Source organism: Marinobacter caseinilyticus (assembly GCF_011074955.1).
GTDB classification, from domain to species: domain Bacteria; phylum Pseudomonadota; class Gammaproteobacteria; order Pseudomonadales; family Oleiphilaceae; genus Marinobacter; species Marinobacter caseinilyticus.
Genome location: NZ_WUQJ01000006.1, coordinates 91,795 through 115,131, shown reverse-complemented (window position 1 = coordinate 115,131; position 23,337 = coordinate 91,795). Strand labels below are relative to the sequence as shown.

At 53.4% G+C, this 23,337-nt stretch carries 20 protein-coding genes, 3 tRNA genes and 1 pseudogene; 11 read left to right on the top strand and 13 right to left on the bottom strand.

All coding sequences use genetic code 11. From position 1 onward, the window contains the following. Positions 1–35: 35 nt before the first annotated feature. Positions 36–2,954, top strand: coding sequence for a hypothetical protein (locus GRX64_RS02795; protein ID WP_166263672.1), 2,919 nt, complete (start codon positions 36–38; stop codon positions 2,952–2,954). 55 nt (positions 2,955–3,009) lie between these two features. On the opposite strand, the gene GRX64_RS02790 is transcribed toward GRX64_RS02795, so the two are convergent. From GRX64_RS02790 to GRX64_RS02780, 3 genes are all read right to left on the bottom strand, one after another. Further along, entirely contained in the window at positions 3,010–3,642 is a 633-nt protein-coding gene (locus GRX64_RS02790; RefSeq protein ID WP_166263671.1) for a CBS domain-containing protein, read from the bottom strand. 73 nt (positions 3,643–3,715) lie between these two features. Beyond that, positions 3,716–5,620 carry an FAD-dependent 5-carboxymethylaminomethyl-2-thiouridine(34) oxidoreductase MnmC1 gene (gene mnmC1 / locus GRX64_RS02785; protein ID WP_166263670.1) on the bottom strand — a complete coding sequence of 635 codons (1,905 nt, stop codon included), beginning with the start codon at positions 5,618–5,620 and terminating at the stop codon, positions 3,716–3,718. Positions 5,621–5,624: 4 nt separating this feature from the next. Continuing rightward, positions 5,625–6,209: a peptidylprolyl isomerase gene (locus tag GRX64_RS02780; protein ID WP_166263809.1), complete on the bottom strand. Its 585-nt coding sequence runs from the start codon at positions 6,207–6,209 to the stop codon at positions 5,625–5,627. Positions 6,210–6,535: 326 nt separating this feature from the next. On the opposite strand from GRX64_RS02780, the pseudogene GRX64_RS19815 reads away from it, so the two are divergent. Beyond that, a pseudogene (locus GRX64_RS19815) lies at positions 6,536–6,721 on the top strand (cyclic di-GMP-binding domain-containing protein, MshE-related); the annotation flags it as partial. 704 nt (positions 6,722–7,425) lie between these two features. Here the strand turns inward: GRX64_RS19815 and GRX64_RS02770 are convergent. The 4 genes from GRX64_RS02770 to flgA are packed head-to-tail and all read right to left on the bottom strand — an operon-like array spanning position 7,426 to position 9,137. Further along, positions 7,426–7,896, bottom strand: a complete 471-nt coding sequence (locus GRX64_RS02770) for a flagella synthesis protein FlgN (RefSeq protein ID WP_166263668.1) — start codon at positions 7,894–7,896, stop codon at positions 7,426–7,428. 7 nt (positions 7,897–7,903) lie between these two features. Further along, positions 7,904–8,221, bottom strand: coding sequence for a flagellar biosynthesis anti-sigma factor FlgM (gene flgM / locus GRX64_RS02765; RefSeq protein WP_166263667.1), 318 nt, complete (start codon positions 8,219–8,221; stop codon positions 7,904–7,906). A gap of 53 nt (positions 8,222–8,274) precedes the next feature. Then, the gene (locus GRX64_RS02760) at positions 8,275–8,436 is read right to left on the bottom strand and encodes a hypothetical protein (RefSeq protein ID WP_166263666.1); all 162 of its coding nucleotides are present in this window, start codon (positions 8,434–8,436) and stop codon (positions 8,275–8,277) included. Beyond that, on the bottom strand, positions 8,433–9,137 hold the full coding sequence (gene flgA / locus GRX64_RS02755) for a flagellar basal body P-ring formation chaperone FlgA (protein ID WP_166263665.1): 705 nt from the start codon (positions 9,135–9,137) through the stop codon (positions 8,433–8,435). The genes GRX64_RS02760 and flgA overlap by 4 nt, the downstream gene beginning before the upstream one ends. Positions 9,138–9,318: 181 nt before the next feature. Here flgA and GRX64_RS02750 point away from each other — a divergent pair, with 181 nt between their 5' ends. Continuing rightward, on the top strand, positions 9,319–10,251 hold the full coding sequence (locus GRX64_RS02750) for a chemotaxis protein (RefSeq protein WP_166263664.1): 933 nt from the start codon (positions 9,319–9,321) through the stop codon (positions 10,249–10,251). Positions 10,252–10,289: 38 nt separating this feature from the next. Beyond that, positions 10,290–11,120 (top strand): CheR family methyltransferase, encoded by an 831-nt coding sequence (locus GRX64_RS02745; protein WP_166263663.1) that lies wholly within the window; start codon positions 10,290–10,292, stop codon positions 11,118–11,120. Between the two features lie 169 nt (positions 11,121–11,289). Here GRX64_RS02745 and GRX64_RS02740 read toward each other — a convergent pair whose 3' ends face one another. The 4 genes from GRX64_RS02740 to GRX64_RS02725 form a co-directional block, all read right to left on the bottom strand. Next, on the bottom strand, positions 11,290–12,456 hold the full coding sequence (locus GRX64_RS02740; RefSeq protein WP_166263662.1) for a lipase family protein: 1,167 nt from the start codon (positions 12,454–12,456) through the stop codon (positions 11,290–11,292). A gap of 43 nt (positions 12,457–12,499) precedes the next feature. Further along, complete coding sequence (locus GRX64_RS02735; protein WP_235937494.1) at positions 12,500–13,030, bottom strand: DUF6795 domain-containing protein; 531 nt, start codon at positions 13,028–13,030, stop codon at positions 12,500–12,502. Between the two features lie 562 nt (positions 13,031–13,592). After that, positions 13,593–13,683, bottom strand: a tRNA-Ser gene (locus tag GRX64_RS02730). Between the two features lie 256 nt (positions 13,684–13,939). Beyond that, positions 13,940–14,221, bottom strand: coding sequence for an acylphosphatase (locus GRX64_RS02725; RefSeq protein WP_166263661.1), 282 nt, complete (start codon positions 14,219–14,221; stop codon positions 13,940–13,942). 577 nt (positions 14,222–14,798) lie between these two features. Here GRX64_RS02725 and GRX64_RS02720 point away from each other — a divergent pair. The 7 genes from GRX64_RS02720 to GRX64_RS02690 all read left to right on the top strand — a co-directional run bounded on the left by GRX64_RS02720 (position 14,799) and on the right by GRX64_RS02690 (position 20,401). After that, the gene (locus GRX64_RS02720; protein ID WP_166263660.1) at positions 14,799–15,056 is read left to right on the top strand and encodes a YheU family protein; all 258 of its coding nucleotides are present in this window, start codon (positions 14,799–14,801) and stop codon (positions 15,054–15,056) included. Between the two features lie 120 nt (positions 15,057–15,176). Continuing rightward, positions 15,177–15,833, top strand: a complete 657-nt coding sequence (gene uvrY / locus GRX64_RS02715) for a UvrY/SirA/GacA family response regulator transcription factor (protein ID WP_166263659.1) — start codon at positions 15,177–15,179, stop codon at positions 15,831–15,833. After that, complete coding sequence (uvrC, locus tag GRX64_RS02710) at positions 15,817–17,670, top strand: excinuclease ABC subunit UvrC (protein ID WP_166263658.1); 1,854 nt, start codon at positions 15,817–15,819, stop codon at positions 17,668–17,670. The genes uvrY and uvrC overlap by 17 nt, the downstream gene beginning before the upstream one ends. Positions 17,671–17,674: 4 nt before the next feature. Then, positions 17,675–18,262 carry a CDP-diacylglycerol--glycerol-3-phosphate 3-phosphatidyltransferase gene (pgsA, locus tag GRX64_RS02705; protein WP_166263657.1) on the top strand — a complete coding sequence of 196 codons (588 nt, stop codon included), beginning with the start codon at positions 17,675–17,677 and terminating at the stop codon, positions 18,260–18,262. Between the two features lie 108 nt (positions 18,263–18,370). Beyond that, a tRNA-Gly gene (locus GRX64_RS02700) sits at positions 18,371–18,445 on the top strand. A gap of 110 nt (positions 18,446–18,555) precedes the next feature. Continuing rightward, positions 18,556–18,629: transfer RNA gene (locus GRX64_RS02695), tRNA-Cys, on the top strand. A gap of 299 nt (positions 18,630–18,928) precedes the next feature. Further along, positions 18,929–20,401 carry a hypothetical protein gene (locus tag GRX64_RS02690; protein WP_166263656.1) on the top strand — a complete coding sequence of 491 codons (1,473 nt, stop codon included), beginning with the start codon at positions 18,929–18,931 and terminating at the stop codon, positions 20,399–20,401. On the opposite strand, the gene GRX64_RS02685 is transcribed toward GRX64_RS02690, so the two are convergent. Next, positions 20,376–21,050, bottom strand: coding sequence for a hypothetical protein (locus tag GRX64_RS02685; RefSeq protein WP_166263655.1), 675 nt, complete (start codon positions 21,048–21,050; stop codon positions 20,376–20,378). The two genes, GRX64_RS02690 and GRX64_RS02685, sit on opposite strands and share 26 nt — an antisense overlap. 403 nt (positions 21,051–21,453) lie before the next feature. Next, a complete protein-coding gene (ggt, locus tag GRX64_RS02680) occupies positions 21,454–23,226 on the bottom strand; it encodes a gamma-glutamyltransferase (RefSeq protein ID WP_166263654.1) in 1,773 nt (590 codons plus the stop codon). Between the last annotated feature and the right edge of the window lie 111 nt (positions 23,227–23,337).

Sequence of the window (23,337 nt, the reverse complement as noted above, 5' to 3'; positions counted from 1 at the left end):
TATCCATAACAATAAATTTTGAAATGGATTTTTGCATGCGCGCCGAACTCTCCTTGTCTGTCCTTGCCCGCTATTGCCTGGTTATTGCTGCGTCCTGGGGTGTCGCCAGCCTCAGTGGCTGTAAGACCAAAAAAGACCCGGATCAGCCCACCATTCTGGGCCAGCCGGCCGCCAATGCGTATCTGGGGGTCGAGTACTATTACAATTTTGGTGCGTATGGCGGTGAAGACGTTCTTGATTACTCGTTGACGAAAGCACCTTCCTGGTTAGCCCTTGAAGCCATCAACAATAATGCGCGGCAAGGCATCATCATGCGTGGAATCCCAGGCATCACCGGAGGAAACCGCGGTCGCAGTGACCTGGGCAAAACAGAAAATGTCACCTTGCTGGGTACAGACGGTACCCTGGTCGGTTTGCGGCCGTTTGATGTCGATGTAAAAGAGAATGTTTTGTCGCTCAGTGCGGATGAATCGTTTCGTGAAGGCACCTCCGCTGCCCAAAAACCGGACAAAGCAGGGCAGATCAGAACCTGTCAGTTACCGGAAGATATTGGTATTACCGAGACCGAAGCTAAGGCTCGGATCGAGTCCGGGGAGGAGGAGCCCCCTAGAATTCAAGGTGAGCACACTTATCTGGCCGATCAATACAACGATGATGGCTCAGTCTCCGGTGTTGTGACACGCACCAAACCAACCAACCCCGTTCTGGTTCGCGTTCTGCTGGACCAGCCCTCGGTGACGAAGGTCAAAGTCGCTTTTGAGCTGCTGTCGGATTTTGACCCGACCGAATGCGATGCTGGCGCCAACATTGCGCCACCGCATCAGAAGTGCGCCAATGGATTTGAAAACAGGGATAAGGCGATTATCGGTCAAGACATCGTTGGGCTCGGCAGTAACAGCGCGTCTCAACTGCCGGTGCCGGATTACCTTGAATACCTGCCAGACGACAATAATAACCTGACACGCGGTGTTATAACTCTGGAGCCTGGCATCACCGAGTGTTTTATTCGCCTGGAAGTCGTTGATGATGACAGTCCTGAAAAACTTGAGTCTTACCGTCTGGAGTTGACGGATGTGCGTGAGGGACTCGCGGCGCTTGGGGCCGGCAATACGGTGGTTCGTCAGACCATGTCCATCGTTGATAACGAAGTGTCTGTGGTATTTGAAACGCCTGACGGGGCCCAAACCGATGTCATCAACGCCGGGGAAATAAGGCCTTATGTCGCAAAACTGATCGGTCGTGAGGATAACGGTGCGTCGTACCGCGTCCGGCTAAAGGATGGAACAGGGACGACAGCAGTGCCGGTGGAGGACTTTGAGATCCTTGAGAAAATCAACGAGCCGGATCTGCCAGGCCCGGAGGACGATGTCTACCAGAGTATTGAGGAGTTGGTGTTCGCCGAGGCGTCAGTGGGTGATACACCGGTTGCGGCCGAAAACGAAGTAACATTCTATTTGTCGGCCCAAAATGGCAGTGCGCTGCCTCTGGATGCGGATAAAGTGATCGTGGTGGCGGTTGACCAACGATATCAGGACGGTCGCGATTTTTATGCGGCGCAGGCCGATGGCGGGCTTCGCGTTAGTATCAATGAATTTACAACCGAATCGGTGATACAGAGTCAGGACGGATTTATTCCGACCGACATGACCTTTGCGGCTAATGGGCAGTTGGTAGTCGCGGGCATAGATGTCAGTGGTGGCCCGGACGTACCGGCAAACTCTCCCGTATTATTGGCTTATGATCGCCAGGGTCAGTTGGCGGATGCCTACTTGATCGCCGGGACGACCACTGACCTGATCAACCCTCCTGTTTTATCGTATTCGGAAAGAGCGATTGATGGCGATGACAGCACCGTCATTGTGCGAGAGCTGATCGTTGCTTTTGGCACTGAGGATGCGCTGCCTGCCGCTGCCAATGCTGGCGGCATTGACAGCATTGCTGCGCTGTTCCGTTACGATTCCAGTGTGGCCGGGTATGCCCGAATATGGCAATTCCAATCCGGAACGGCGGGAGATGATATTCCCCGTGCCGTTGCTCTGGATCGGTTTGGTCACGTATTTATTGGAGGCGAAACCAGCGGTGCGTGGCCTGAAAGTACATCCGCCGGAGATCTGGACTCCTATGTGCAACGGATTGACACTGAATTGTCGGAGGATAACTTGTTGCCAGCGCTTGCCTGGACACGCCAGGTTGGTTCTGGCCTTGCGGATAAGGTGCACTCGCTCGACCCGCAAAGCACGGGTGTATTTCTCATCGGCAGTAGTCGGGGAGCCGTGGCAGGGGAGCCCCAATTGGGTGGTGAAGACTACTTTTTTTACAACGCCTCCAGTGCAACCGAAGCGATTACGGTTAGACAGCGGGGAACCAATGCAGAGGATCTTGTCACCGATGCATTGTTGGCCGATGGTCAGATATGGATTGCCGTAAAACCGGATGAATACCGACGTTTTGGCATTGTCAGCCGGTTTTCGGTGAATGATTTGACGTTGCGGTCACAACGGCTGAACAGTGCGGCTGCCTCGATCCTGAACTATTCGATTCCGGCGGTATTGTCCGGTGCCTTGACCCTGAACGATATCGACGATAATGCCCAGGACGGATTTTCTACTGTCACGGCTTTCGAGTCGGATATCATCTCAGCGGGATTCACCGAAGGTGACTTTGTTGCCAACGATGCTGTTGCTTCGAACGGCAGTCACGCGATCATTGCCCGCGTTGGACGTCAAGTGAGAGAAACACCAGACGCTGAGGCAACGTTCAGCGATGAATTGGTTGAAGTGCCTGGGTTGGAGGAACTGTGGCGAACACAAAGTGAGAAGCCAGGTTCACGCGTCATTGCGCTGACTCAGTACCGAAATGAGAAATTCATCGCATTGATTGAGCAAGATCAACCGGATGGCCAGTTATGGTATTTGTCTGTGTTTAGCGGTTCCGGTCGTTTGTTAAACCCGTGAGCTCCGACGCTTGATGGAGCCTGGTCGTGAATACGCACAGGCCACGAAGAGCGTCTTAAACGCTACCCTCCTTGCGGCTGACATTCGCGTACAGGCGAAGATAGTCCGTCACTGTCACAATGCCCTCTGGCGCCCCGTTATGGTCCATCACCAGTGCGGCATCAAGTCGATGAGCCAGCATCAGTCGCGCGAGCTGATGGGCATCCGTTTCAAGGGTAGCCGTCAGAAACGAAGGCAGCTCAATATTGGTAAAACTCTGGTCCGCTGCATTTTTCTGGCTGTCGTGTAGCCAGGTGAGCGTCCAACTCAAATCAATGAGGCCTGCCACGGCGCCCTCGGCGAGAATGACCAGGTGATGGATACCGTGCTCGCCCATTTCCGCCAGCGCCTCTTTCATGCTTGCAGTGGCGGGCAATGTAAACAGAGAGGGGGTGTATAACCGTGAAACCGGCAGGTAGGCGCGCTCGGCTTCCGGCCCGGAATCCATGTGTTCACTGTACTCGCTAAAAGCCCGCCTCGCAGCGGCTTGCTGCGCGTTCAAATAACTGGCGTCAGACTCGTCATGCCGCTGTGTGTTCAGTGCGTGGGACTCAGTGCTCTTGTCCATCGCATCGACCCGAGAACTACGGAAGGCTTCGGGAATACGGGTTTCTATTGGTCGTCCCGGCTCACTGACAAATATCGGCATAGACTTTCCATCTTACACAGGTGTACTTGTGTTATCGGCCTTCAACCCAAAAACTTAACTATTTTACTCGAGATTACGCGCTTTGCCTTTGTGCCGGTACCCGGCAGCGATCTGGAAGCAGTCGGGTAATGAGTGACCTGGGTAATGCTCGCGGCTGGCCGCTAATTTCGTCGGCCAGGTATTCCGCCAGTAGAGGGGCGTAGGTGAGCCCTTTACTGCCAAGGCCCGTCAGCATATCTATGCCTTCCAGAGTCTGACCTCCCTGGTCGGTCAATGCGCCCACCGCTGGTTGGTAGTCGTGGGTGGTGCAACGAAAAGCAACACGACCATCCAACGACTCGGGACAAGGTTTCTCCGTTGTCCAGATGTCGGGAAGTATGGACTCAAGCTGATCAAGGTTGTCGGCGTGGCTTTTCAGTTTGATGTCCGGGCAAGGGTCGTGCAGGTCAAAGCTCGCACCCGTTAAACTGTATCCGGCGTGAGCTGGGTTGACGTAGCAGGGTCCACAGACAACCGCCTTTGGCGACTGCAAACTGAACGCCGGTAATTGTGTGACTTGGCCACGTATTCTTTTGAAGCGAAAATCCGCGAACGCCGACAATATCACCGGTGTCTGATCACCTGCACACAACACCAGTCGCTCGCACGCCCATTCCGGACTGTCCTGTCCGGAAATATGCCAGCGCCCGTTGCAGGGCATGATGCGAGTGACCTGAAACCCAAAGTGACATTGAATATTCGGGTGGTTCAGCATTTGCTGACACAGGGCTTTGGGCTGCAGCCAACCGCCGCCTTCAAACCAAAGTCCGCCAGACTTAACCTGACTACCGGTCAGTACGCCTGCTTCCTGGCAGTCGACGGGTCTGACAACACATTCGGGGTAGTTATTGCGTTCACAAAACCGTGCCTGGCGGTCCGCTTCCTGTGGATTCCAGGCCAATTGCAACAAGCCAGTCTGATGCCAGTCTGTGGAGGCATGCTCGGTGTAGAAATGTTGACTGTAGAGCAGCGATGAAAGAGCGAGCTTGGTTTGATGGTTGAAATCTACGCCAAGTTTGACGTAGAGCGCTCCCTGACTGTTGCCAGAGGCGCCGCTCCCCGGAGAATTAGCGCGATCCAGGACTGTAACGCTCCAGCCTCGTTCAGCCAGATTTCGTGCCAATAGCGAGCCACCGACACCTGCGCCTATGACGGTCACTGATCTGGACGGTGGAGCGGCTTCATCCGCGCTCCCTTGCTGGCGTGGACGCCAGTCTGCCACGAGTGTCCCAGTTGCCTTCTGATGCGACGAAGTCGGCTGGGTTTCAAACCCGGCGCTTGCCAGTGCGGCCAATGTATCGGCCGCCGGTAAAGAGTCTGCCACCAGGGTGCAACCCTTATTGCTGTGAAGCGACAGGGTGTCGGCAAGTTCCGGGCCCCACCAGCCGTGGTTTTGGACAGCTGCACGGCCAGTTAGAAACCACGCATCCGCTCGGAAGACCATGTCATCCAACGCCGGTAGGGTATCACCGAAATAAAGTGTCAGTCTGACCTGCCCACCATCGAATTGTCGGCGATGTAAGCCCGAAACCGCGGGCGGATAGTGGGCGAGTAGCTGGTCGACGAGCGGCTGGAGTTCAGGCCACCGGCATAGGATCAGACTCAGGTCCTGGTGGCTGACGGGGTAACGTTCAGTGGAAATGAAATGCAACACGGCCCCCTCGGGGGTACGCGTTTGCTGCCACGCTTGCCATGCCGCCAGAAAATTCAATCCAATGCCAAAGCCTGCCTCCGCAATAACGCATGATTCACCGGCTCCAACGGTTTGAAATCGTCTCGAGATATTGTTTTGAGTCAGAAAGATTTGCCGGGCTTCAACCAGCCCGTCTCCGTGGCTCAGATAAATATCGCCAAAACCTTCAGATACCGGGTGTCCGTTCTGCCACTTTATATCGGCTGGGCTGACAGCGGGTGGGGTGCTGGCCTCTGTCGTTTGCATGGAGTCACTCGTCCAGTCGACGGATGCTTTTTATAACAACGGATTCGACTGGCACGTCCGCCATCCCTTTTTGCCGAGTTGTCGCCTGATTGGCAATGGCATCCACCACACCCATTCCGGCTGAGATTTTGCCAAATACGGTATATCCAGGGCCCCTGACGCCAGCGTTTAAAAAGGCGTTATCAACGATATTAATAAAGAACTGGGAGGTGGCTGAATCCGGATCGGAAGTCCGTGCCATGGCGACGGAGCCTCTCAGGTTTTTGGCGGTCGGCTTTGCTTCGTTTTTTACGGGGGCGCCGGTCTGTTTTTTGGAGAGTCGGCGGTCATAACCACCGCCTTGAATCATGAAGCCGGGAATGACCCGATGGAAGACCGTGCCATCGTAAAAGCCGGCATCAACGTACGCCAGGAAGTTCTTTACGGTTTCCGGCGCCAAGTCTGGCCGCAGAAGCAGTTCCATTTCGCCTTCAGTCGTCAGAATTGCGACTTTCGGGAGAGATGCGTCGGTTACTGGTGTGGTGTTGTCGGCGATGGCACTGGATGTAAATAGTAAACTCACCAAGCCTGCAAGAATAAGGTTGGTCACAGTTTGGCGATGTTTTACGTCATTGTGCGTTTTGCGGGTCTTCAAAGCATTTGCCTCATAGTGTCATTCGGTGATTGATGCCTGCTCAGTCACGGTGGATGCTGGGCCTCGTGCCTCAACGTCTGGCCCGGTCGATGTGCCCGGTAACCGACAAGCACAGCGGCGTCGCCTAGCATTACATACAAAGCGTAGTTTGACATACATCGTAACCTAGCGGGCTTTCAATTCTGTTAGGAATTGTCCTGCAATCGGATGTTACGGAATAGCGCGAACCGTTTCTGTACACCCTGGCGGCGGACACGCCATGATTGACAATAAGTTGAATCATGCGCCGGTCGGCGAAGTGCGGTGAAATTGCTGTTAATCAGTGGAGAAAAACAGTGAATATCAGTCAGGGTCATCAGGAAAAATCTTGCCTCGGGCGTCTATTGGTTAATCGGGGATACCTCACCGAATCCCAGTTGGAGCAGGGTCTGGCCTTGCAACGTGAGACAGGGCAAAGGCTTGGTGAAGTGCTCGTCCAGGCAGGGTGGGTATCTGAGAAAGAACGGGACCGTGTACTCAAGCATCAGTCACGTTATCGCGGCGCGGCTGCCTTGGTTGCGGTTGTAGCGCTGCCGTTCCAGCCTTTGCTTTCTTTTGCTTCAACCAGCGCGCCCACGACCGAGCGTTCATCCGACGCCAGCCAATTGTACGAAAGAGAAGGGCAGGTAGGGCTTACCCCCATGACGGATGGGGACATGGCAAAAATTTCCGCGCAAGGTTCGGATGCGTTCCTGGACCGCATTGCTGTGGTTGATCGCATGGCAATGGATGCTCGTAATAGTCAAGCGAGAGGGGAGTTGTTAGAGGATGCGGATGTTTTAGAGGGGCTAAAGCTGGTTGCGGATACTTTTTCCCCGGTTTTAGGTTTCCTGGAATCGGACGTTACTGTGTCGGGTGTTCACTACAGTAAGAGCAAGCTGCGATTTGAGCTTCTTGAAAATGGTGGGCTTAAATTCGCATTGCCGGACCGCATTGAAGCAATCCGCATGGACAATATTCGGGTACAGGCTGGACAGGGAGCGCCTATGGGCAATATCAGTTTCCACGATATTCGTTTTCACCCTGACTCCAGTATGACGATCTCCACTCGCTAGTCGATGTGTGTCAGGCGAAAACGAAAAAGCCAGCATGCGATTCGCATACTGGCTTTTTCATCGCTTGGTGCGGAAGGTTAGGCGCTTGCCAGAATATTCCGTTGTCCAAGGTTCGTTTGTTGACCTTTAGCTCCGTAGAGTTTGGCCTGGCCAGCAGAGCCCCTAAAAATGTCGGACAATATGGACAGCCGCTTCTGCAGGTGACTCACCACTCGACTGTTAATGGTATTGAGTTGATGGCAGGTTTTGAGCCGCTGCTCTGCTGATAGCCACAAGGTTGTCAGCTCTGCCATGCCAGCACTTCGAATAAACCGTGATGGTTCCCCATTCTGAGGGCGGTAGCCCATGGCCACCAAGCGATGAATTTTTTGCTTCGCCCGTTCCCGAACTCGTTCCAGGATAACGTTTTTGTGTTGTGTCAAAGTCTCAACGGCACGAATATCGGAACCCTTGAGCATCAACTTTTCTTCTTTTAACAAATCAGCCAATTGATCCAGATCCCCTGCATCATCTATCAGCAATTGCTTTAATTCATCGATTGCGGCCATGATTCACTCATCCGAAAATGCTTTGATCCATATCAAGCATTTTCTGGGCCAGCTTCTCAGCATCTATTTTGTATGAACCGTCGGCCAGGGCAGCTTTGATCGCTTCGATTCGTTCATCGTCCATTTCTGGAAAGCTATCCAGTCCCTGCTCCAGCTGCTTCAAATTCTTTGCCTGGGAACTGAGGCTTACACTGTCCCCGCGAGTGGCCTGAGCTTTTGACGGCTCCGGTGCTGCCTGCTGCGTAGATTGTGCTGGTGACTTCTCAGTCGAGGTTTTCTGAGTGTTGACCTGGCCACGGCCGATTCCATTTAAGTCAACTGCCATAACGATACCTGCTTGCTTACTGGGTGCCCTATAAGTAGCGGCAACGTGAAAGATTAATTGTCTATCGGCTTACCTGCCACATTCTTGAATTGTTTTTGCGCTTTATTCATTACTACTTTGTAAGGCGGCAATTTCTGGCCGGTGACCGGCAAATTCTGGCACTGATAATTCGCTGCCGCTTCCGGTTCGCGACGGGTCAGAGCCCGCAATCTCACATCGGAATCCTTACGCGTCCAGGTGCCATGATCACCGCACGAACCGTTCTGGAGGAGGCCAGGTTCTGAATCAATACCTGGTCACCAATCCGACCACTGTTCAGTGCCTTACCTCTTGATTGAACTGAAAAACTGCCCGATTTTGCGGTAATAATAACATGATCACCACGAGCGACTGCATCCGGTGCCGAGACCAAGTCCGGCGTAAAGACCGTGTCTGAATTTATGGGCCGGTTTATTTCCATTCCAATCAATTCGCTGCGAGTCGTAATGGCGCCTCGGCGCACTTCATTGATGACCACTTTGCGGGTGGCAATCATTTCATCCCGAATTCGATCGCCGCGACCAAGAGGTCTGGCGGCTACCAAGGCGTCGCCCTCGATGGTGAGCAAGCTGGATAAGTAAAGCTTCCAGGGACGTTCGCCCTCACAGGAAACCGTCAGGCGAGGGTGAGTCGAGCGCCAGGGATCGCCGTTGAAAACCACGTTGGGGCCCTTTTCACAGGGAGCCAGTGTCAATCGTGAATCAAGACTGCCTAGCTCGTAGCGGACCTTGAAGCCCTCGGCTGACCTCTGCTTGGCAAATTGATCAAGAAACTCCGTTGCAGCCTGCACTACCTGCCCAGGTGCGACCTCTTCGCTGGGGCCGGCCCAGGCTGAAACTGCCGCAGTGGCTAAACCAATCAAAATGAGGATGCGCATATGCTGTTGTTTGTCCTATGCTTTGATTTAATGTCAGCGACACCCAGTAAAATAACGGCTGCTGATACTCAATATTGTTGAATTTCTGCCGATATATAGGGAGTCACTGCTTTGTGTGTAGGTTGCACGCAAGATATATGCCGAACATCGGTTATCGGCGCGATTTGGGAGTAAGTTGATAATGGCAGGCGTACTGGACAGCGTAAATCAGCGAACGCAGTTGGTGGGGCAAAACCGGCTGGAGCTTTTGCTTTTTCGTCTGCGGGGGCGCCAGATATATGGCATCAACGTATTCAAGGTGAAAGAGGTATTGCAGTGCCCGCGACTGTCCTCGCTGCCCAACAGCCGGCCGGTCGTTCGCGGCGTTGCCCATATTCGTGGTGAAACGATTCCGATTATTGATTTAGGGATGGCTATTCGAGTGCCGCCGATTCCGGCCGAAGAGGTGCCAAATAGCTTTGTGATCATTACTGAGTACAATCGGAAGACTCAGGGCTTCCTGGTTACCGGTGTCGACCGCATCGTCAATATGAATTGGGAGGATATTCTCCCTCCTCCAAAAGGAGCCGGAAAAGACATTTATCTTACGGCAGTCACGAAACTTGACGATAAACTTATTGAAATCATTGATGTGGAAAAGATACTTTCGGAGGTATCACCGCTCGAAGATAGCGTAACTGAAAAGGTGCTGAGCCGGAACGAAGAAAAAGACCGAGGCAGTACGTTGCCAATTCTGGTTGTCGACGACTCCGCCGTTGCTCGTCGTCAAATTGAGCGCTGCATTTCCGCGATAGGCATGGATGTCATAACGAAAAACGATGGCAAACAAGCCCTGGATTTTTTAAAAGAGCTGACCGCGGATGGCTCCAAGGCCACGGATCATATTTCAATGATGATCTCAGACGTGGAAATGCCAGAAATGGATGGTTACACGCTGGTCACCAGATGCAAGAGTGACAGCAATATTGAACCGCTGTACATCATGTTGCATACGTCGCTGAGTGGTGTCTTCAACAAGGCCATGGTTCAGAAAGTCGGTGCCAATGATTTCATGGCGAAGTTCAGCCCAGACGAGCTGGCAGAGCGGGTCATGGATATTCTTGATCAGGCGTAATGGCCGCTTTTTTCAAAGCCTAAAACTTTAGAGATCCAATGAAATCAGAGATTACACTTCAGGAATACGAAGCCTTCAAGTCATTCCTGCAAGATGCGTGTGGCATTTTGCTGGGTGAGAATAAACAGTATCTGGTGAAAAGCAGATTGAGGCGGATTCTTGAGGATAACCAGATGTCCAGTCTTGGTGATTTGCTCGAACGGCTGAAACGCCCAGGGAGAAGTTCTTTGCGGGAGATTGTGGTGGACGCCATGACCACCAACGAAACGCTCTGGTTTCGTGACATTCATCCATTTCGAATTCTGAATGATAAGTTGTTGCCAGAGCTTGCCGAGCGCCGCCAACTGCAGCCCATTCGATTCTGGTCAGCAGCCTGTTCAACCGGGCAGGAACCCTACTCGATTGGGATGGCAGTGGATGAATATAGGCGGGTCAAACCGGGTAAGCTCAAAGCGGATGTAAAGATTACCGCGACGGATATTTCCAAGAGCGTACTTGAGGTTGCCCGCAGTGGTGAATATGAAATGCTGGCGATTGGGCGTGGCCTGTCGCCGGAGCGTCAGAAAAGTTTTTTTGCCCAATCGATGAATGGTGGGTGGCAGATAAAACCGCACATAAAACGCATGGTTGATTTCAAGGAGCTCAATTTGCTTGAGCGCTACATGCTGGGCAACTTTGATGTGGTTTTCTGCAGAAACGTGTTGATTTACTTTTCGGCAGAGCTCAAAAAAGACATTCTTACCCGTATCCATGCGACGTTGAACCCCGGGGGCTACCTGATACTTGGTGCATCCGAGTCGTTGAACGGGCTATCCCACCTCTATGAGATGGTCCAGTGTCAGCCAGGTATCATCTACCGTAAAAAATAGCATTATGGCAAAAACGGGCGATTCAGATTCATAAGCAATGCGGTTGAATCTTACTGTGCGCGCCTGAATTCAGACATCATGCCGTTCCAGGCGGCCGGGCCAAGCTGATTCGCCGGCTAAGCCCGTAACCTCTTCCGTTCACCTGATGCTGTTGACGGCAAGTGGGCCGTTAATTGCGGTCAAGGGCTTGCTTGACGGAGCGGTAGAGCTCGCTGGTCGTTTGGTCGAAAACCCATTTGATAAACTGATACGTAAGGTTGACCACTTGCACAGCCACCTTGCCTGCAAACACCAGCATGTGTCCCAGCAACCCCGCGGTCTGTTCAGCAAAACGAGTGGATGCCTTTGCAATATCCTCTAAAGTACGGGCGACCAGGTCATAAAAGGTAAGGGTGGTCCCGATGCCAGCCTGGGCAATAATTGCCGAATAATACCCGGCATCTTTTAACAGTGTGATTAACGCCGCGCTGATTTTGTCGGCCCAGTAGCCTGAAAAAGACGCCTGGTGACGGTTCTGGTAACTCAGTCTGACGGGGCTGTTGAGGAACCCTTGAGACATCTTTTGCAGGGTTTGCCCGTCATCGCTGTTGGCTGTATTGCGGTAGCCGGGGGTGCTGTTCCTATTCATGCTGTGAGCCGCAATACTAATACCGCGGTCATTGTCCAATCGATATTCAGAGCCGTCTAATGGTGCGTGAATAAATGGCCATAATGGGACTTTGGGCACAGGGTCTGCGCCGTGGGTGCACCGATATATTCGGTCTACGCCGAACGAAGTTTTTCTCGCAAAACCGCTCAAACCCACTCTGGGAGCTCCAAAAGTGTACAGATTGACAGGCCTGTCGAATCGTATTCTGATCCAATCTGCAGTCAGTGAGGCCAGCGCCCCTCCCAGGCTGTGGCCAACGCAGTGAATTGGCTTGAATTTTGAGCCGCGAATGTGTGGAGTAAGTACTCGATCGAGTACGGGCCTCATGCTTTCAAAAGTATCATTAAACCCAGAATGCACTGACGATCCACTGAGTCCAACAGAAAGCCCTACATTCCCGTTGGTTAGCCAATCGTGACTGCTGTGAGTACCTCGGATTGCAACTACGATGTGTCCTTCATAAAACCCTTTTCCTCGGCCAATCATGGCGAAACCAGTGGTTTTTTGAAACAGCCCGAGAAAACCGCCTGAACTCCCAGAAACGGGTCCTTCCGATAAATCAAAAGTAAAGCTTCGATAGACATCGGGGCTAGAATCAATCCGAAAATCTCCAGATTTGGTCGGGCGTTTTATTTGATACACAAGATCTGCGAGCTCGGCTGCGATACGAGGTGAAATGGCAGTCACTATAAAAATCCTTTTATTGGGTTTCTATGTTGGCGTGTTCCCTTTACCAACGGCAAATACTCAAGATAACGTGATAAAACGATGGATTTTCATGAATTCTAAACTCATGCCTTTTTTCAGGGTTGGCTAAATCACAGGATAAATTATTGAGTTTTTCGACAAGTACCTGTTCTGCAACAAGGCTGCTTGTTGTTGTATACCAGAGCAAATATCTTTGACCTTGATAACTCAGACCGATTACCTGACGGATTCTACTTTCGTCCAGCAACTTCCCTGGTCTGCTGGATTTAATGTTCTTTGCTGGAAAGTAGAATCTGCCATGTTGGTCGGTGCGCGTGGTTTCGATGTATTCCTGGTCATAGTCAAGAATTCGTTCTATTTCTATATCGGGTATTGATGTCCCATTAATCGTAATTCGGCCTTTGACCTCCGGAGACAAATGGACGTTGTATTGCTTAAAAAATCCAAACATACCCGCGTTAACCTCTATTGAGCCCAAAACAGTGCACAGCAGCAGGGCTACTGAAAACAAAGTGTAGTGAGCGAGATTGAAAGTCAGTGGTGATTTTGGCATGCGGGCTTCCGGTGAGAAAACTCATCGAAGCGACAAAGGCAATCCACGGTTACGTTGGTCAGTCGTACTGATAAGGCCGGGCTGTGAAGGCGGGCCAGGCGTGGGTATGGCATGGGTAATGTGAGGTGTCTCATGGGCAACATATCCTATGTTGGTTATTCACATCGCAATGATTGCAATGCCTTCCTTGAATTTCCGATCAACAATTGTGGCACGGAAAAACGACGTTAACTGAGGCTTCGTCGTCAAATTAGGTCAAAAAGTGATGGAGGTGGACACCTTGGAATATTCTCGCGAGCAAGGTTGTGGTGAAGTTCAGGGCTATTTTCTATCCCGCCCAATATCGGCGACACCCGTCAGTAAGTTTTTTAGTTCAGGCGCTTCGGAGACGGTAGACACGTGAAGAAGGTTTTTTACCGCTCCCAGAGTCGGGTTGCAGAGATATTAGTCGTCGCATTGCTCCGACGTTCCTTCGCAGTCATAGCCTGCTGCGGTCGAACCCGAGGGTTCTCATCGCCTTGTTCAGTCAATAAAAAACCCGGCACAGGGCCGGGCTTTGTATTGGCGGAGAGAGAGGGATTCGAACCCTCGATACGCTATTAACGTATACACACTTTCCAGGCGTGCGCCTTCAGCCACTCGGCCACCTCTCCAATAAACTTTTCAAACCGGCGTGCCGATCTGAGGGCGCAAACTCTAATGGTTTTCATGGGTTTTGGCAACTCCCAATGACTTGGCTGCGTTAGTTTTTTGCTGCCACGGAGCAAGTGGCGGGCAGGGGGCTGGCCATATTCTGAGGGTTTTTGGGCTTGTTACAGTGCTTAGGGTCTAGCGCCCTTGGTTGGTCGGCAACAGATGTGGGCCGTGTGGGCTCAGGTCTAGCGGCGAGTTTAAAATGTATTCTGGGCGTTATGAGTTGAAAATCTGGAAGTTGTCGTAGTAGGGCGTAGCCGCTGCTTTTTCGCATTCAATGTTAGTCACCTCGGCATTGGGTGGCCCTTGCCAGCACCACTCAAGCATCTCATTCAGCGCCGCTTCCTCGCCCTCGGCAACGACCTCTACTCTGCCGTCGGACAAGTTCTTGGCATAACCGGTGACCCCCAGGTCTGCGGCCTTATATTTGGCGGATGCCCGATAATAGACGCCTTGAACTCGACCGTTGATCCTCATTAGCCAACGTTGTTGGGCCATGACCAGTCCCTCCCATTGTAGCGACATGATGTGCTTTACCAGCCTGAGCATGTTCTACAGAACCAGAATAGAATTACTTGCCCGCGAGGTCACGCTCAAAGTCGGTTAAATCGAGTTTAGTCAAATTAGCGGCGGGTTATGGCGATAAAGGTGTCAAAAAAGTCCATACTCTGATTGTTAGATTTTGATTCTGGGTGTCGTTACATTCGCCCTTGTCCGTGCCCGAATTGTGCTTTTCTTTGGCCTGGTCGATCAATACACCTGCCGAGCAGGCAATGGATCAGTGGGTTACCGAGATTCATTGTCAATGAGTGGCGATTACCTGCTTTTGAATAAGTCACCCTGTAGTTGCAAGGCCTGGCATATAGTTGCAAGGCCTGGCATACAGGATCAGGGCCCGGTTTTACTGTGGGATTAAATGCGGTCTGGGTGTTCTTTGCGAGGTGAATCGGGCTCAATGCGTGTCCTGGTGATGAGACGCTCCGCCTATAATAATTAGTTAGCGAAGAATAGGGGTATCACCAACCCCGGCGGTTCGGTTAACCTGCGCTAGTCCATTACAGTTGGGTAACCGGTTATGACGACGACAGACGAAGCCTCCCAGCAGGGGCAGCAAGACCCCAGAGAGGAACCGTTCGAGGTGGACGTCGAACTGCTGACGCAGGATCAGCTTGACGGTCTTATTGACGAGTATTGCACACGCTTTCACGGTTTGAACGAAAGTGAGTCCCCTCTGGCAGAGAGAGGCAAGGTGGCAGCGGCGATCAGGCGTGGCGAGCTTAAGGTCTGGTTTGATCCCGTCGAAAACACAGCCGGCCTTGCGACTGGCGGTTAACCCGATAGGGCGGGAAGATTTTGGCTAGGTGAAATGCTTGAATCTGGTACCGCTGAGGGTGTCGAAGCGGTACAATTCAGATGTTTTTAGAATCTAAATTAGCCTTGGGCGAGGTGCATTTTGATAAGGGTACTGGTTGTCGATGACCATGAGTTGGTGAGGTCTGGTATTACCCGGATGCTGGCCGATAATCCCGACATTGAAGTGATCGGGCAGGCGGCGTCTGGGGAAGAAGCGATTGATATGGTCAGGGAACAGACGCCCGATATCGTGCTGATGGACATCAGGATGCCAGGTATTGGCGGGCTGGAAGCAACCCGGCGCATCCTGCGAATTGATGACGGCATTCGCGTCATCGTTGTCACTGCCTGTGCGGATGACCCCTATCCGACGCGAGTCATGCAGGCCGGTGCCTCCGCTTACATTACCAAGGGTGCCGATATCCGCGAGATGCTCCGGGCGATCCGTATGGCGCATTCGGGACAGCGCTATATCAGCCCTGAAATTGCCCAGAAAATGGCCCTCAAACAGTTGGGGGATAATGGCGATGCTGACGGCGAATCTGTTTTTGACCGCTTGTCAGAGCGAGAACTGCAAATTGCCATGATGGTGGTTGATTGTCAGAAAGTTCAGGATATTTCAGACAAGCTGTGTCTCAGCCCCAAAACGGTTAACAGTTACCGTTACCGTATTTTTGAGAAGCTGGAGATCTCCAGCGACGTTGAGCTCGCACTGATGGCCGTACGACTTGGGTTGCTTGATGCCGACAAGGTCTGACCAGCCAGTACAGGGCTTTGATACCAAAACCTTTCTGAAGCAGCTTACCGAGCGACCCGGTGTGTATCGTATGTACGACACCGAGGGCTCGGTGTTGTATGTGGGTAAAGCCCGGAATCTTAAAAAGCGCGTTGCCAGCTACTTTCGAAAATCGGGTCTTGCGCCGAAGACCGAGGCGTTGGTTGCCAAAATTAACCACATCGAAGTCACTATTACCGGCAGTGAAACGGAAGCCCTCCTGCTCGAACAGAACCTGATTAAATCTCTGCGGCCGCCTTACAACATTTTGCTGCGGGATGATAAATCTTACCCCTACATCTATTTGTCTTCCCATGACGACTATCCTTCATTGACCTTTCGCCGGGGCCGAACCCGTAAAGGTCAGGGTACCTGGTTTGGGCCCTTTCCAAGCTCTGGAGCGGTCAAGGAAAGTCTTAATATATTACAGAAGATATTCCGCATAAGGTCCTGTAATGAAAGCTATTTCAGGAACAGGAATAGACCTTGCCTGCAGTATCAGATCAATCGCTGTACGGCGCCTTGTGTCGGGTTTATCTCGCCGGAGGACTACCAGCAAGATATTCGACACGCCTCCATGTTTCTGGAGGGCCGGAATCCCGCGATCATTAATGACTTGATGACGGCAATGGAGACGGCGGCGACGGACTTGCAGTTCGAGAAAGCAGGGCAATATCGTGACCAGATTAATTATCTTCGCCATGTCCAGGAACAGCAGTCGGTGGATGGCGAGGGCGGTGACGCCGACGTCATCGCGATGGCACAGGATGCCGGTGTGGTGTGTGTTGTGGTCATTATCGTCCGGGGCGGCCGGGTGCTGGGGACCAAAGACTATTTTCCGCGCTACACGATTGAGCAAACCGAAGGGGAGCTGTTAAGTGCCTTCCTGGGCCAGTTTTACTTTGGTGGTCAGGCTCAGCGCGACATTCCGCGTGATGTGCTGGTCCCGGTGGAAGTGGATGAGCAGGACTTGATGTCGGCGGCGCTGACAGAGGCCGCCAAGCGTGAGGTTCGGGTGCGTCAGAATGTCAGGGGTGAGCGTCGGCGGTGGCTAGAGCTCGCAATGACAAACGCCCAGCAGACACTGTTGACACACTTGGCCAGTAAAGAAACAGTGTACCGCCGCTTGCTGGCGTTAAAAGACCTGTTGGAGTTGCCCGGAACGCCAAAACGGATGGAATGTTTCGATATCAGCCACAGCCATGGTGAGAATACGGTCGCGTCCTGTGTGGTTTTCGATGAAAATGGCCCATTAAAAAGCGATTATCGTCTGTACAATATCGAGGGCGAAACCGCTGGCGACGACTACGGCGCCATGCGACAGGTATTAACGCGGAGGTACAAGCGGATGATGGCCGGGGAGGGTAAGCGACCTGACCTGGTGTTTATTGACGGTGGTAAAGGCCAGCTAAACATCGCTCGAGAAGTGTTTGAAAGCTTGGACATTGTGGACATTCCGTTGGTGGGTGTCGCCAAAGGCGTCACTCGCCGAGCCGGTATGGAGCAGTTGATCGATGCACTAACCGGCCGTATGTTTCGGGTACCGGCGGATTCACCCGGGTTGCACCTGATCCAGCACATCCGGGATGAGTCCCATCGATTCGCCATCACCGGGCACCGTAAGGGGCGAGATAAAAAGCGTCGACAATCCACTCTTGAAGGCATAGAGGGAGTTGGGGCTAAGCGCCGACGGGAGTTGATCCGGTATTTTGGTGGTATACAGGAAATCAGGAAGGCCGGTGTGGACGAGATCACCAAGGTCAAAGGGATCAGCAAAGCGCTGGCAGAATCTATTTACGCGGCATTGCACAATGAATAAGAGCATGAATTTACCGAACATCCTGACCCTGTCACGAATTGTCATGATTCCGATATTCGTGGTGATTTTTTACCTACCCTACGGGTGGAGTTACATGGTCAGCGCTGGGATCTTTGGCTTTGCAGCTGCCACAGACTGGCTTGATGGGTATCTCGCAAGGCGACTTAATCAAAGCACGCCTTTCGGTGCCTTCCTGGACCCGGTTGCTGACAAGTTGATGGTCGCTGTGGCGCTTACAGTGCTCATCGAAGAGCATCACAACATCTTGCTGACATTGCCGGCAACAATCATTATCGGTCGTGAAATCGTCATTTCGGCGCTGCGTGAGTGGATGGCGGAAATCGGCAGTCGGGCCAGTGTGGCGGTCTCGTATATCGGCAAAATCAAAACCACCGCCCAGATGGTTGCGATCGTGATGTTGCTGTCAGTCCCGCCAGGAGAGGTTTGGGCTTTTGTGGGCGTGGTCTTGCTCTACATTGCGTCCGTGCTCACTCTCTGGTCGATGTTTCTTTACCTCAAGGCGGCGTGGCCAGACCTGTTCCCAAGTGATCTGCCGACAAAACCAGTCAGAAAGCAGTTGATTAAAGAATAATCAAACAGTTACGTGTGGTTGAAAAGTAAAAAAAGGGTTGACTCTCAGCCACGATTCATTAGTATATGCGCCACTTCAACGGCAACAGCCACGAAGTATGTGAGTAAAGCGGGAATAGCTCAGTGGTAGAGCACAACCTTGCCAAGGTTGGGGTCGCGAGTTCGAATCTCGTTTCCCGCTCCAATTTCTCAACCGGTTGCACGGAAGAGATTGGGAAGTAGCAAGACCTCAGTGGTGATTGACATCGACTGAGACGCAGTAAAAAGTCCCCAATTTCCCTTCGGACTTTTCCCGGCGCGGTGGCAGAGTGGTTATGCAGCGGACTGCAACTCCGTTAACGCCGGTTCGATTCCGACCCGCGCCTCCATTATTTCCCTTTGATTGAAAGTACGTCAGTTTATTTTCGCAACCGAAAATTCGCTGCCAACGAATGCCGTACACACCTAGAAATGAAATCTTTTCAGCCGTTACCAGGCAATGCGTCCCTCTCCACCTCAAAATCCCTTGCTGGCACTTTTTTCAGCCGCGATCAGATTGTGCATGGTACTTCCGATTGTGCGGCTAACGTCGCTCTAGCCTGATATTTGGCGTGCTTCGATGTGCTGGTCGCCAGGGTGGCACTGTTTTAAAGTAATAATCGGGGCGTAAGTAATTAGGAGGCATGCGATGGCACTTTGGGTTGGTGGCAATCGGTGGGTCCTCGTTCTGCTGGTATTGCTGGGTGGGTGCGCTGTGCAGGGCTACCGTGGGTTGCCAGCGCCGGACGCTGTTGGCGCTCAGGCGTGTCAGTCGACGCTTCAGGACTGGCAGCATCAGGTCATGGATTCCGGCGCCTTCGAGGCCAAAACCACACCAGTGCCAGGCTTTCCGTACCTGAGGGTAAACCGGTTCCTCGCCAGTTTTGATCTCAATCGACTGAATTTGGCTCAGCGAAGTGAGTGGTTAGCGGTGGCGTGGGAGAATGCTCGGCACGCATGGCATCTGGAAGCGGCCAATCTCGGGAAACCGGAATCCGACCTTGCACCTCTGGTCACGTGCGCCGAGGCTGGACTCGCAACACTGAGGGTCGACCGGACGGCGTTTTTGGCAATGGCCTCGTCGGTTGACGTGCCTGACGATTATGTGACGTGGCAACGTGCCATTGGTTTGTATCCGTTATTAATACCTTATGTAAAGTACCGAACCGACAACCTGTTTGATGAACTTCTGACGGCGTTAGATCATTATCAGCCGCAATTCCCCCAGGTTGTCTATCAGCCAAACCTTGAATCTCAATACAGCGACGGTCAACTCGCAGCTGTTATGGAGGCCGCCCGCCAACGCAGTGCTCTGGCCATTCCCCGTTTTAATTCCGACGAACGAGCGAGGCTTTTTGCCACGTTTGCGCCAGTCTGGTTGGTGGAACGTCGCGGTGAGGACGACAAAATCGGCGTACCCGCTCGTGGGGAAGACGGTCTGGTGTTTGAAGCCCAGCCGGTGGTTTATCGGATACTGAGTTATACCCGTTGGGGCTCGCTTACCTTGCCTCAGCTCACTTACCTGATCTGGTTTCCGCGGCGCACTGCCAGTGGGCCCCGGGATATCCTGGCGGGCGAGCTGGACGGACTTATATGGCGTGTAACGCTGAATGAGCTCGGCAAACCGATGCTGTATGACAGCATTCACCCCTGTGGGTGTTTCCACCTCTGGTTTCCGGTTCGTGGCCAGTTGAATCCCCGGCCGCTCGATGAGATCAGCGGAGAGCGACCCGCGATTGGCAGGTCGCTGCCGCATGAAATGAGGCGCCCCGAGCTCAGTGTCGCCGCCGGAACGCATTACTTGGTAGGCATCCGGCCCTGGCGTCAGGGCGACGAACACGACGCTGATCATTCGGCGTTTGCTGGGCAGGAATATGAATGGCGCGAGTATGAATCGCTGCTAACGCCATCGCCGGCAGGGTACCGATTGTTTTCGCCCTCTGGCCTGGTAGAGGGCACTGAGCGGCCCGAACGATTTCTTCTGTGGCCAATGGGGGTGCCTTCTGCCGGGGCAATGCGGGAGTGGGGGCATCACGCCACCGCGTTTCTGGGCAGAAGGCATTTTGACGATCCAAACTTACTGAACCGCTATTTTATTACGCCGGAGCAAGACGCCGATTAAGCCCCGGATGCGCCAACGACAGCACAACCAGCAGCATGATGCCTTGCCAGGGGCTGAAAAATGCCACATTGCCAACCACTCGTTGCCACAGCAGAGGTGAGTTCTCTGTTATTGCGAACACATCCCGGATAATGGCCGTCAGAGCGGGTTGCACCGTGGCAAATAGAGCGCCGGATACCGCGAGCACCAGCAGGGTTGCCGTTAAACCGGCGGGCCATTGCCAGAACTGGTAGAGAACCAATGCCAGCGTCATGCCGCCACAAGCCCCGGCAAACGCCAGGAAAAACAATTTTGAGACTCCCGACATGGGCAGGGCGGTCAGGCCGAGCGCGTAGGCAACAATCCATCCAAGGGTAATGCCAGCCAGGGTGCCTGTGAACGCGACGAGTGTGCTTCGGGTTGGGTGCAGGCCGGCGACGCGAAAGGTGATGAAAGCCACCACACCGAAGACCAGGCCAGGGCCAAAGTCAGCCAGCCTGGGGTGGACCAGGGTTAACCCTAACTGGTCATCCAACAGGAAACAGAAAGTGCCGTCTCCAATACCAGCCAATAGGCCCGCCATCAGGCTAAGGCCCAGAAGCCGTGCCCCAACGCCAATTTGATAGGTAAGGTGAGAGGGGTGAGTGAAGAGATACAGTGGACTGTGCATGATGAGACCCTCCAGTGGTCATGAACCATGAACCATGAACCGGAGCGCCGACAGCAAGCTGACGTTCTGCATTAATTAGATCAGATCGACGTCAGCAGCACCAGACGCTTCCGCCCACAGCGGCGCGCTGGGCGACCATCCTGTGACGGCTTTAATGGGGGTGGCCGGTAAGTTCGCAAATGTCCTGGTGCGCAGTCTGTCATTCACGGAACTTCTTCAGATAAGTCCCGTGATCGAAACGGTCATGGAGTGACTGGCTCGCTGTCTTAGGCGCCAAGGCATCGCCGACCCACGCCCTAGTGTCCTGCGGAATCAAAATCAGGAATAAGGCCCAACCCGACGCCCGCACCACTGTCTGGACGACCGTTTGAGTTCGGTAATAGGAAGAGTGGGCGTTAATTCCTCAGCGCCCGCCGATGGTGCCGTCGCGACGTTGGTCGGCGCCTCCAATCAATTGTCCACCGGTAACCCGGATCAACGACAGCCCGCTGGTCTGTTCGATAAGAGTGATAATGTGGCCCCGGTTTTCCAGGGCCGTTGTTAAACCATCGACGTCGTAGTCCAGGGTGACGTTTGGAATGGGAATCTCCAGATCTGTCGTTGTGGTGTTGCGGTTCTGGTAATGGGGAACATTGATCGCCTGCTGCGGATCAAGCCCAAAGTCGAGCACGTTCATAATGGATTGTGCGGTGTAACCGATGATTCGGGACCCGCCCGGCGAACCGGTGACCAGTGCAACCCGGTCGCGGTCATCAAACACAATGGCGGGCGACATGGAGCTGCGCGGTCGTTTGTTGGCCTGCACCCGATTCGCAACCGGGTCACCACTGGGCGTGGTCGGTATGAAAGAGAAGTCGGTCAGTTCGTTGTTCAGCAGGAAACCGCGACCAGGCACCATGACACCGTTGCCGAACGAGCTCTCAATTGTGGTGGTCATCGACAGCGCATTGCCGTAGCGGTCCACGATGGCGACATGACTGGTACCGCTGGTCTTGGCAGTAAAGTCCGGGCCATAAGGGTCGAACTTACCCGGGGGCACGCCCGGCGCCACGGAGCCGGAATCGTTCGGCCCGATCAAGGCCGCGCGCTCAGTCAGGTAGTCTTTGTTGAGCATGCCTGCCGACGGTACCGAGACAAAATCGCTGTCGGCGACGTATTTGTTACGGTCGGCGAATGCAAGGCGCATGGCCTGACTGAACCAGTGCACGACGTCCTCATCCAGTGGCTGTTTATCCGACAGATCAAAATGCGCCATCAGGCCCAGAATCTGGCCGACAGCCAGCCCGCCTGACGATGGTGGCCCCATGCCGCATACGTTGTTCTCGCGGTACACAAAGCACACAGGCTCACGCTCGATCACCTCGTAGTGGGCCAGATCGGATGGGCTCATGGTGCCGGGGATATTGAGATCGTTTTGGACAGCGCTGGCAATGTCATTCGCCATGGCCCCGGTATAGAAAGCATCCGTCCCTTGAATAGCGAGGAGCTTCAGGGTCTGCGCGTAGTCTCGGTTGACGATTTTAGTGCCCGCGGGTTTGGCGCTGCAAGTCGTGCCCTCACTGTCGACAAAATAGTTGAACGCGACCGGGTCACGGAACGTCAGTCGGTCTTCACAGGACGGGTTAAGCGCCAGCAAGCCAGTGACTTGGTCACTGGTGCGCCGGGTCAGGGTAAAACCCTTCAGGGATTGGACAATGCCGGGCACAAACAGCAGCGGCCAGGGCAGTCGGCCGTATTTCCGATGCATGTGCTCCATCATCCGGGGAACACCGGGCACCCCGACAGACAGGCCGCTTTGCCAGGCAGTCACAAATCCTAATGGGTTCCCGTCAGGGTCGAGAAACAAGCCTTCGGTCGCGGCCGCGGGGGCCTTCTCGCGGGCATCCAGAGTCATGGTTGTTCCAGTTTCGGAATCAAAGTAGACGATGAACGCCCCGCCGCCAATGCCAGTTGATTGAGGCTCGACCAGACCGAGCACTGTTTGCACCGCAACCATGGCATCGGCCGCGGACCCGCCCATTTTGAGAATTTTAGCGCCTGCTGCGGTTGCCAGCGGATTTGCTGTCACGACCATTTCACGCTGGGTGGTTTGGGCCTGAGGTAGACCTTTCGCCCCTGCCCACTGCCAGCTAAGCGCAGTCACACAAACAGTGATCGTTAACCAGCGTCGTTTCATGATCATCACCCTGATAATTGAAGTGGGTATTCCGTTACCAACCATAATATGGCACTGCCCACAGAAGTTTGAACGCATAGTTTGCGCCAGAGCTTTCAAAGCGTTCGTTTT

Bases quoted from the DNA above. Each gene is read 5' to 3' on its own strand.
- GRX64_RS02795 (WP_166263672.1), top strand. From the start codon at position 36: ATGCGCGCCGAACTCTCCTTGTCTGTCCTTGCCCGCTATTGCCTGGTT.
- GRX64_RS02790 (WP_166263671.1), bottom strand. From the start codon at position 3,642: ATGCCGATATTTGTCAGTGAGCCGGGACGACCAATAGAAACCCGTATT.
- mnmC1 (WP_166263670.1), bottom strand. From the start codon at position 5,620: ATGCAAACGACAGAGGCCAGCACCCCACCCGCTGTCAGCCCAGCCGAT.
- GRX64_RS02770 (WP_166263668.1), bottom strand. From the start codon at position 7,896: ATGGCCGCAATCGATGAATTAAAGCAATTGCTGATAGATGATGCAGGG.
- flgM (WP_166263667.1), bottom strand. From the start codon at position 8,221: ATGGCAGTTGACTTAAATGGAATCGGCCGTGGCCAGGTCAACACTCAG.
- flgA (WP_166263665.1), bottom strand. From the start codon at position 9,137: ATGCGCATCCTCATTTTGATTGGTTTAGCCACTGCGGCAGTTTCAGCC.
- GRX64_RS02750 (WP_166263664.1), top strand. From the start codon at position 9,319: ATGGCAGGCGTACTGGACAGCGTAAATCAGCGAACGCAGTTGGTGGGG.
- GRX64_RS02745 (WP_166263663.1), top strand. From the start codon at position 10,290: ATGAAATCAGAGATTACACTTCAGGAATACGAAGCCTTCAAGTCATTC.
- GRX64_RS02735 (WP_235937494.1), bottom strand. From the start codon at position 13,030: ATGCCAAAATCACCACTGACTTTCAATCTCGCTCACTACACTTTGTTT.
- GRX64_RS02725 (WP_166263661.1), bottom strand. From the start codon at position 14,221: ATGGCCCAACAACGTTGGCTAATGAGGATCAACGGTCGAGTTCAAGGC.
- GRX64_RS02720 (WP_166263660.1), top strand. From the start codon at position 14,799: ATGACGACGACAGACGAAGCCTCCCAGCAGGGGCAGCAAGACCCCAGA.
- uvrC (WP_166263658.1), top strand. From the start codon at position 15,817: ATGCCGACAAGGTCTGACCAGCCAGTACAGGGCTTTGATACCAAAACC.
- pgsA (WP_166263657.1), top strand. From the start codon at position 17,675: ATGAATTTACCGAACATCCTGACCCTGTCACGAATTGTCATGATTCCG.
- GRX64_RS02690 (WP_166263656.1), top strand. From the start codon at position 18,929: ATGGCACTTTGGGTTGGTGGCAATCGGTGGGTCCTCGTTCTGCTGGTA.
- GRX64_RS02685 (WP_166263655.1), bottom strand. From the start codon at position 21,050: ATGCACAGTCCACTGTATCTCTTCACTCACCCCTCTCACCTTACCTAT.
- ggt (WP_166263654.1), bottom strand. From the start codon at position 23,226: ATGAAACGACGCTGGTTAACGATCACTGTTTGTGTGACTGCGCTTAGC.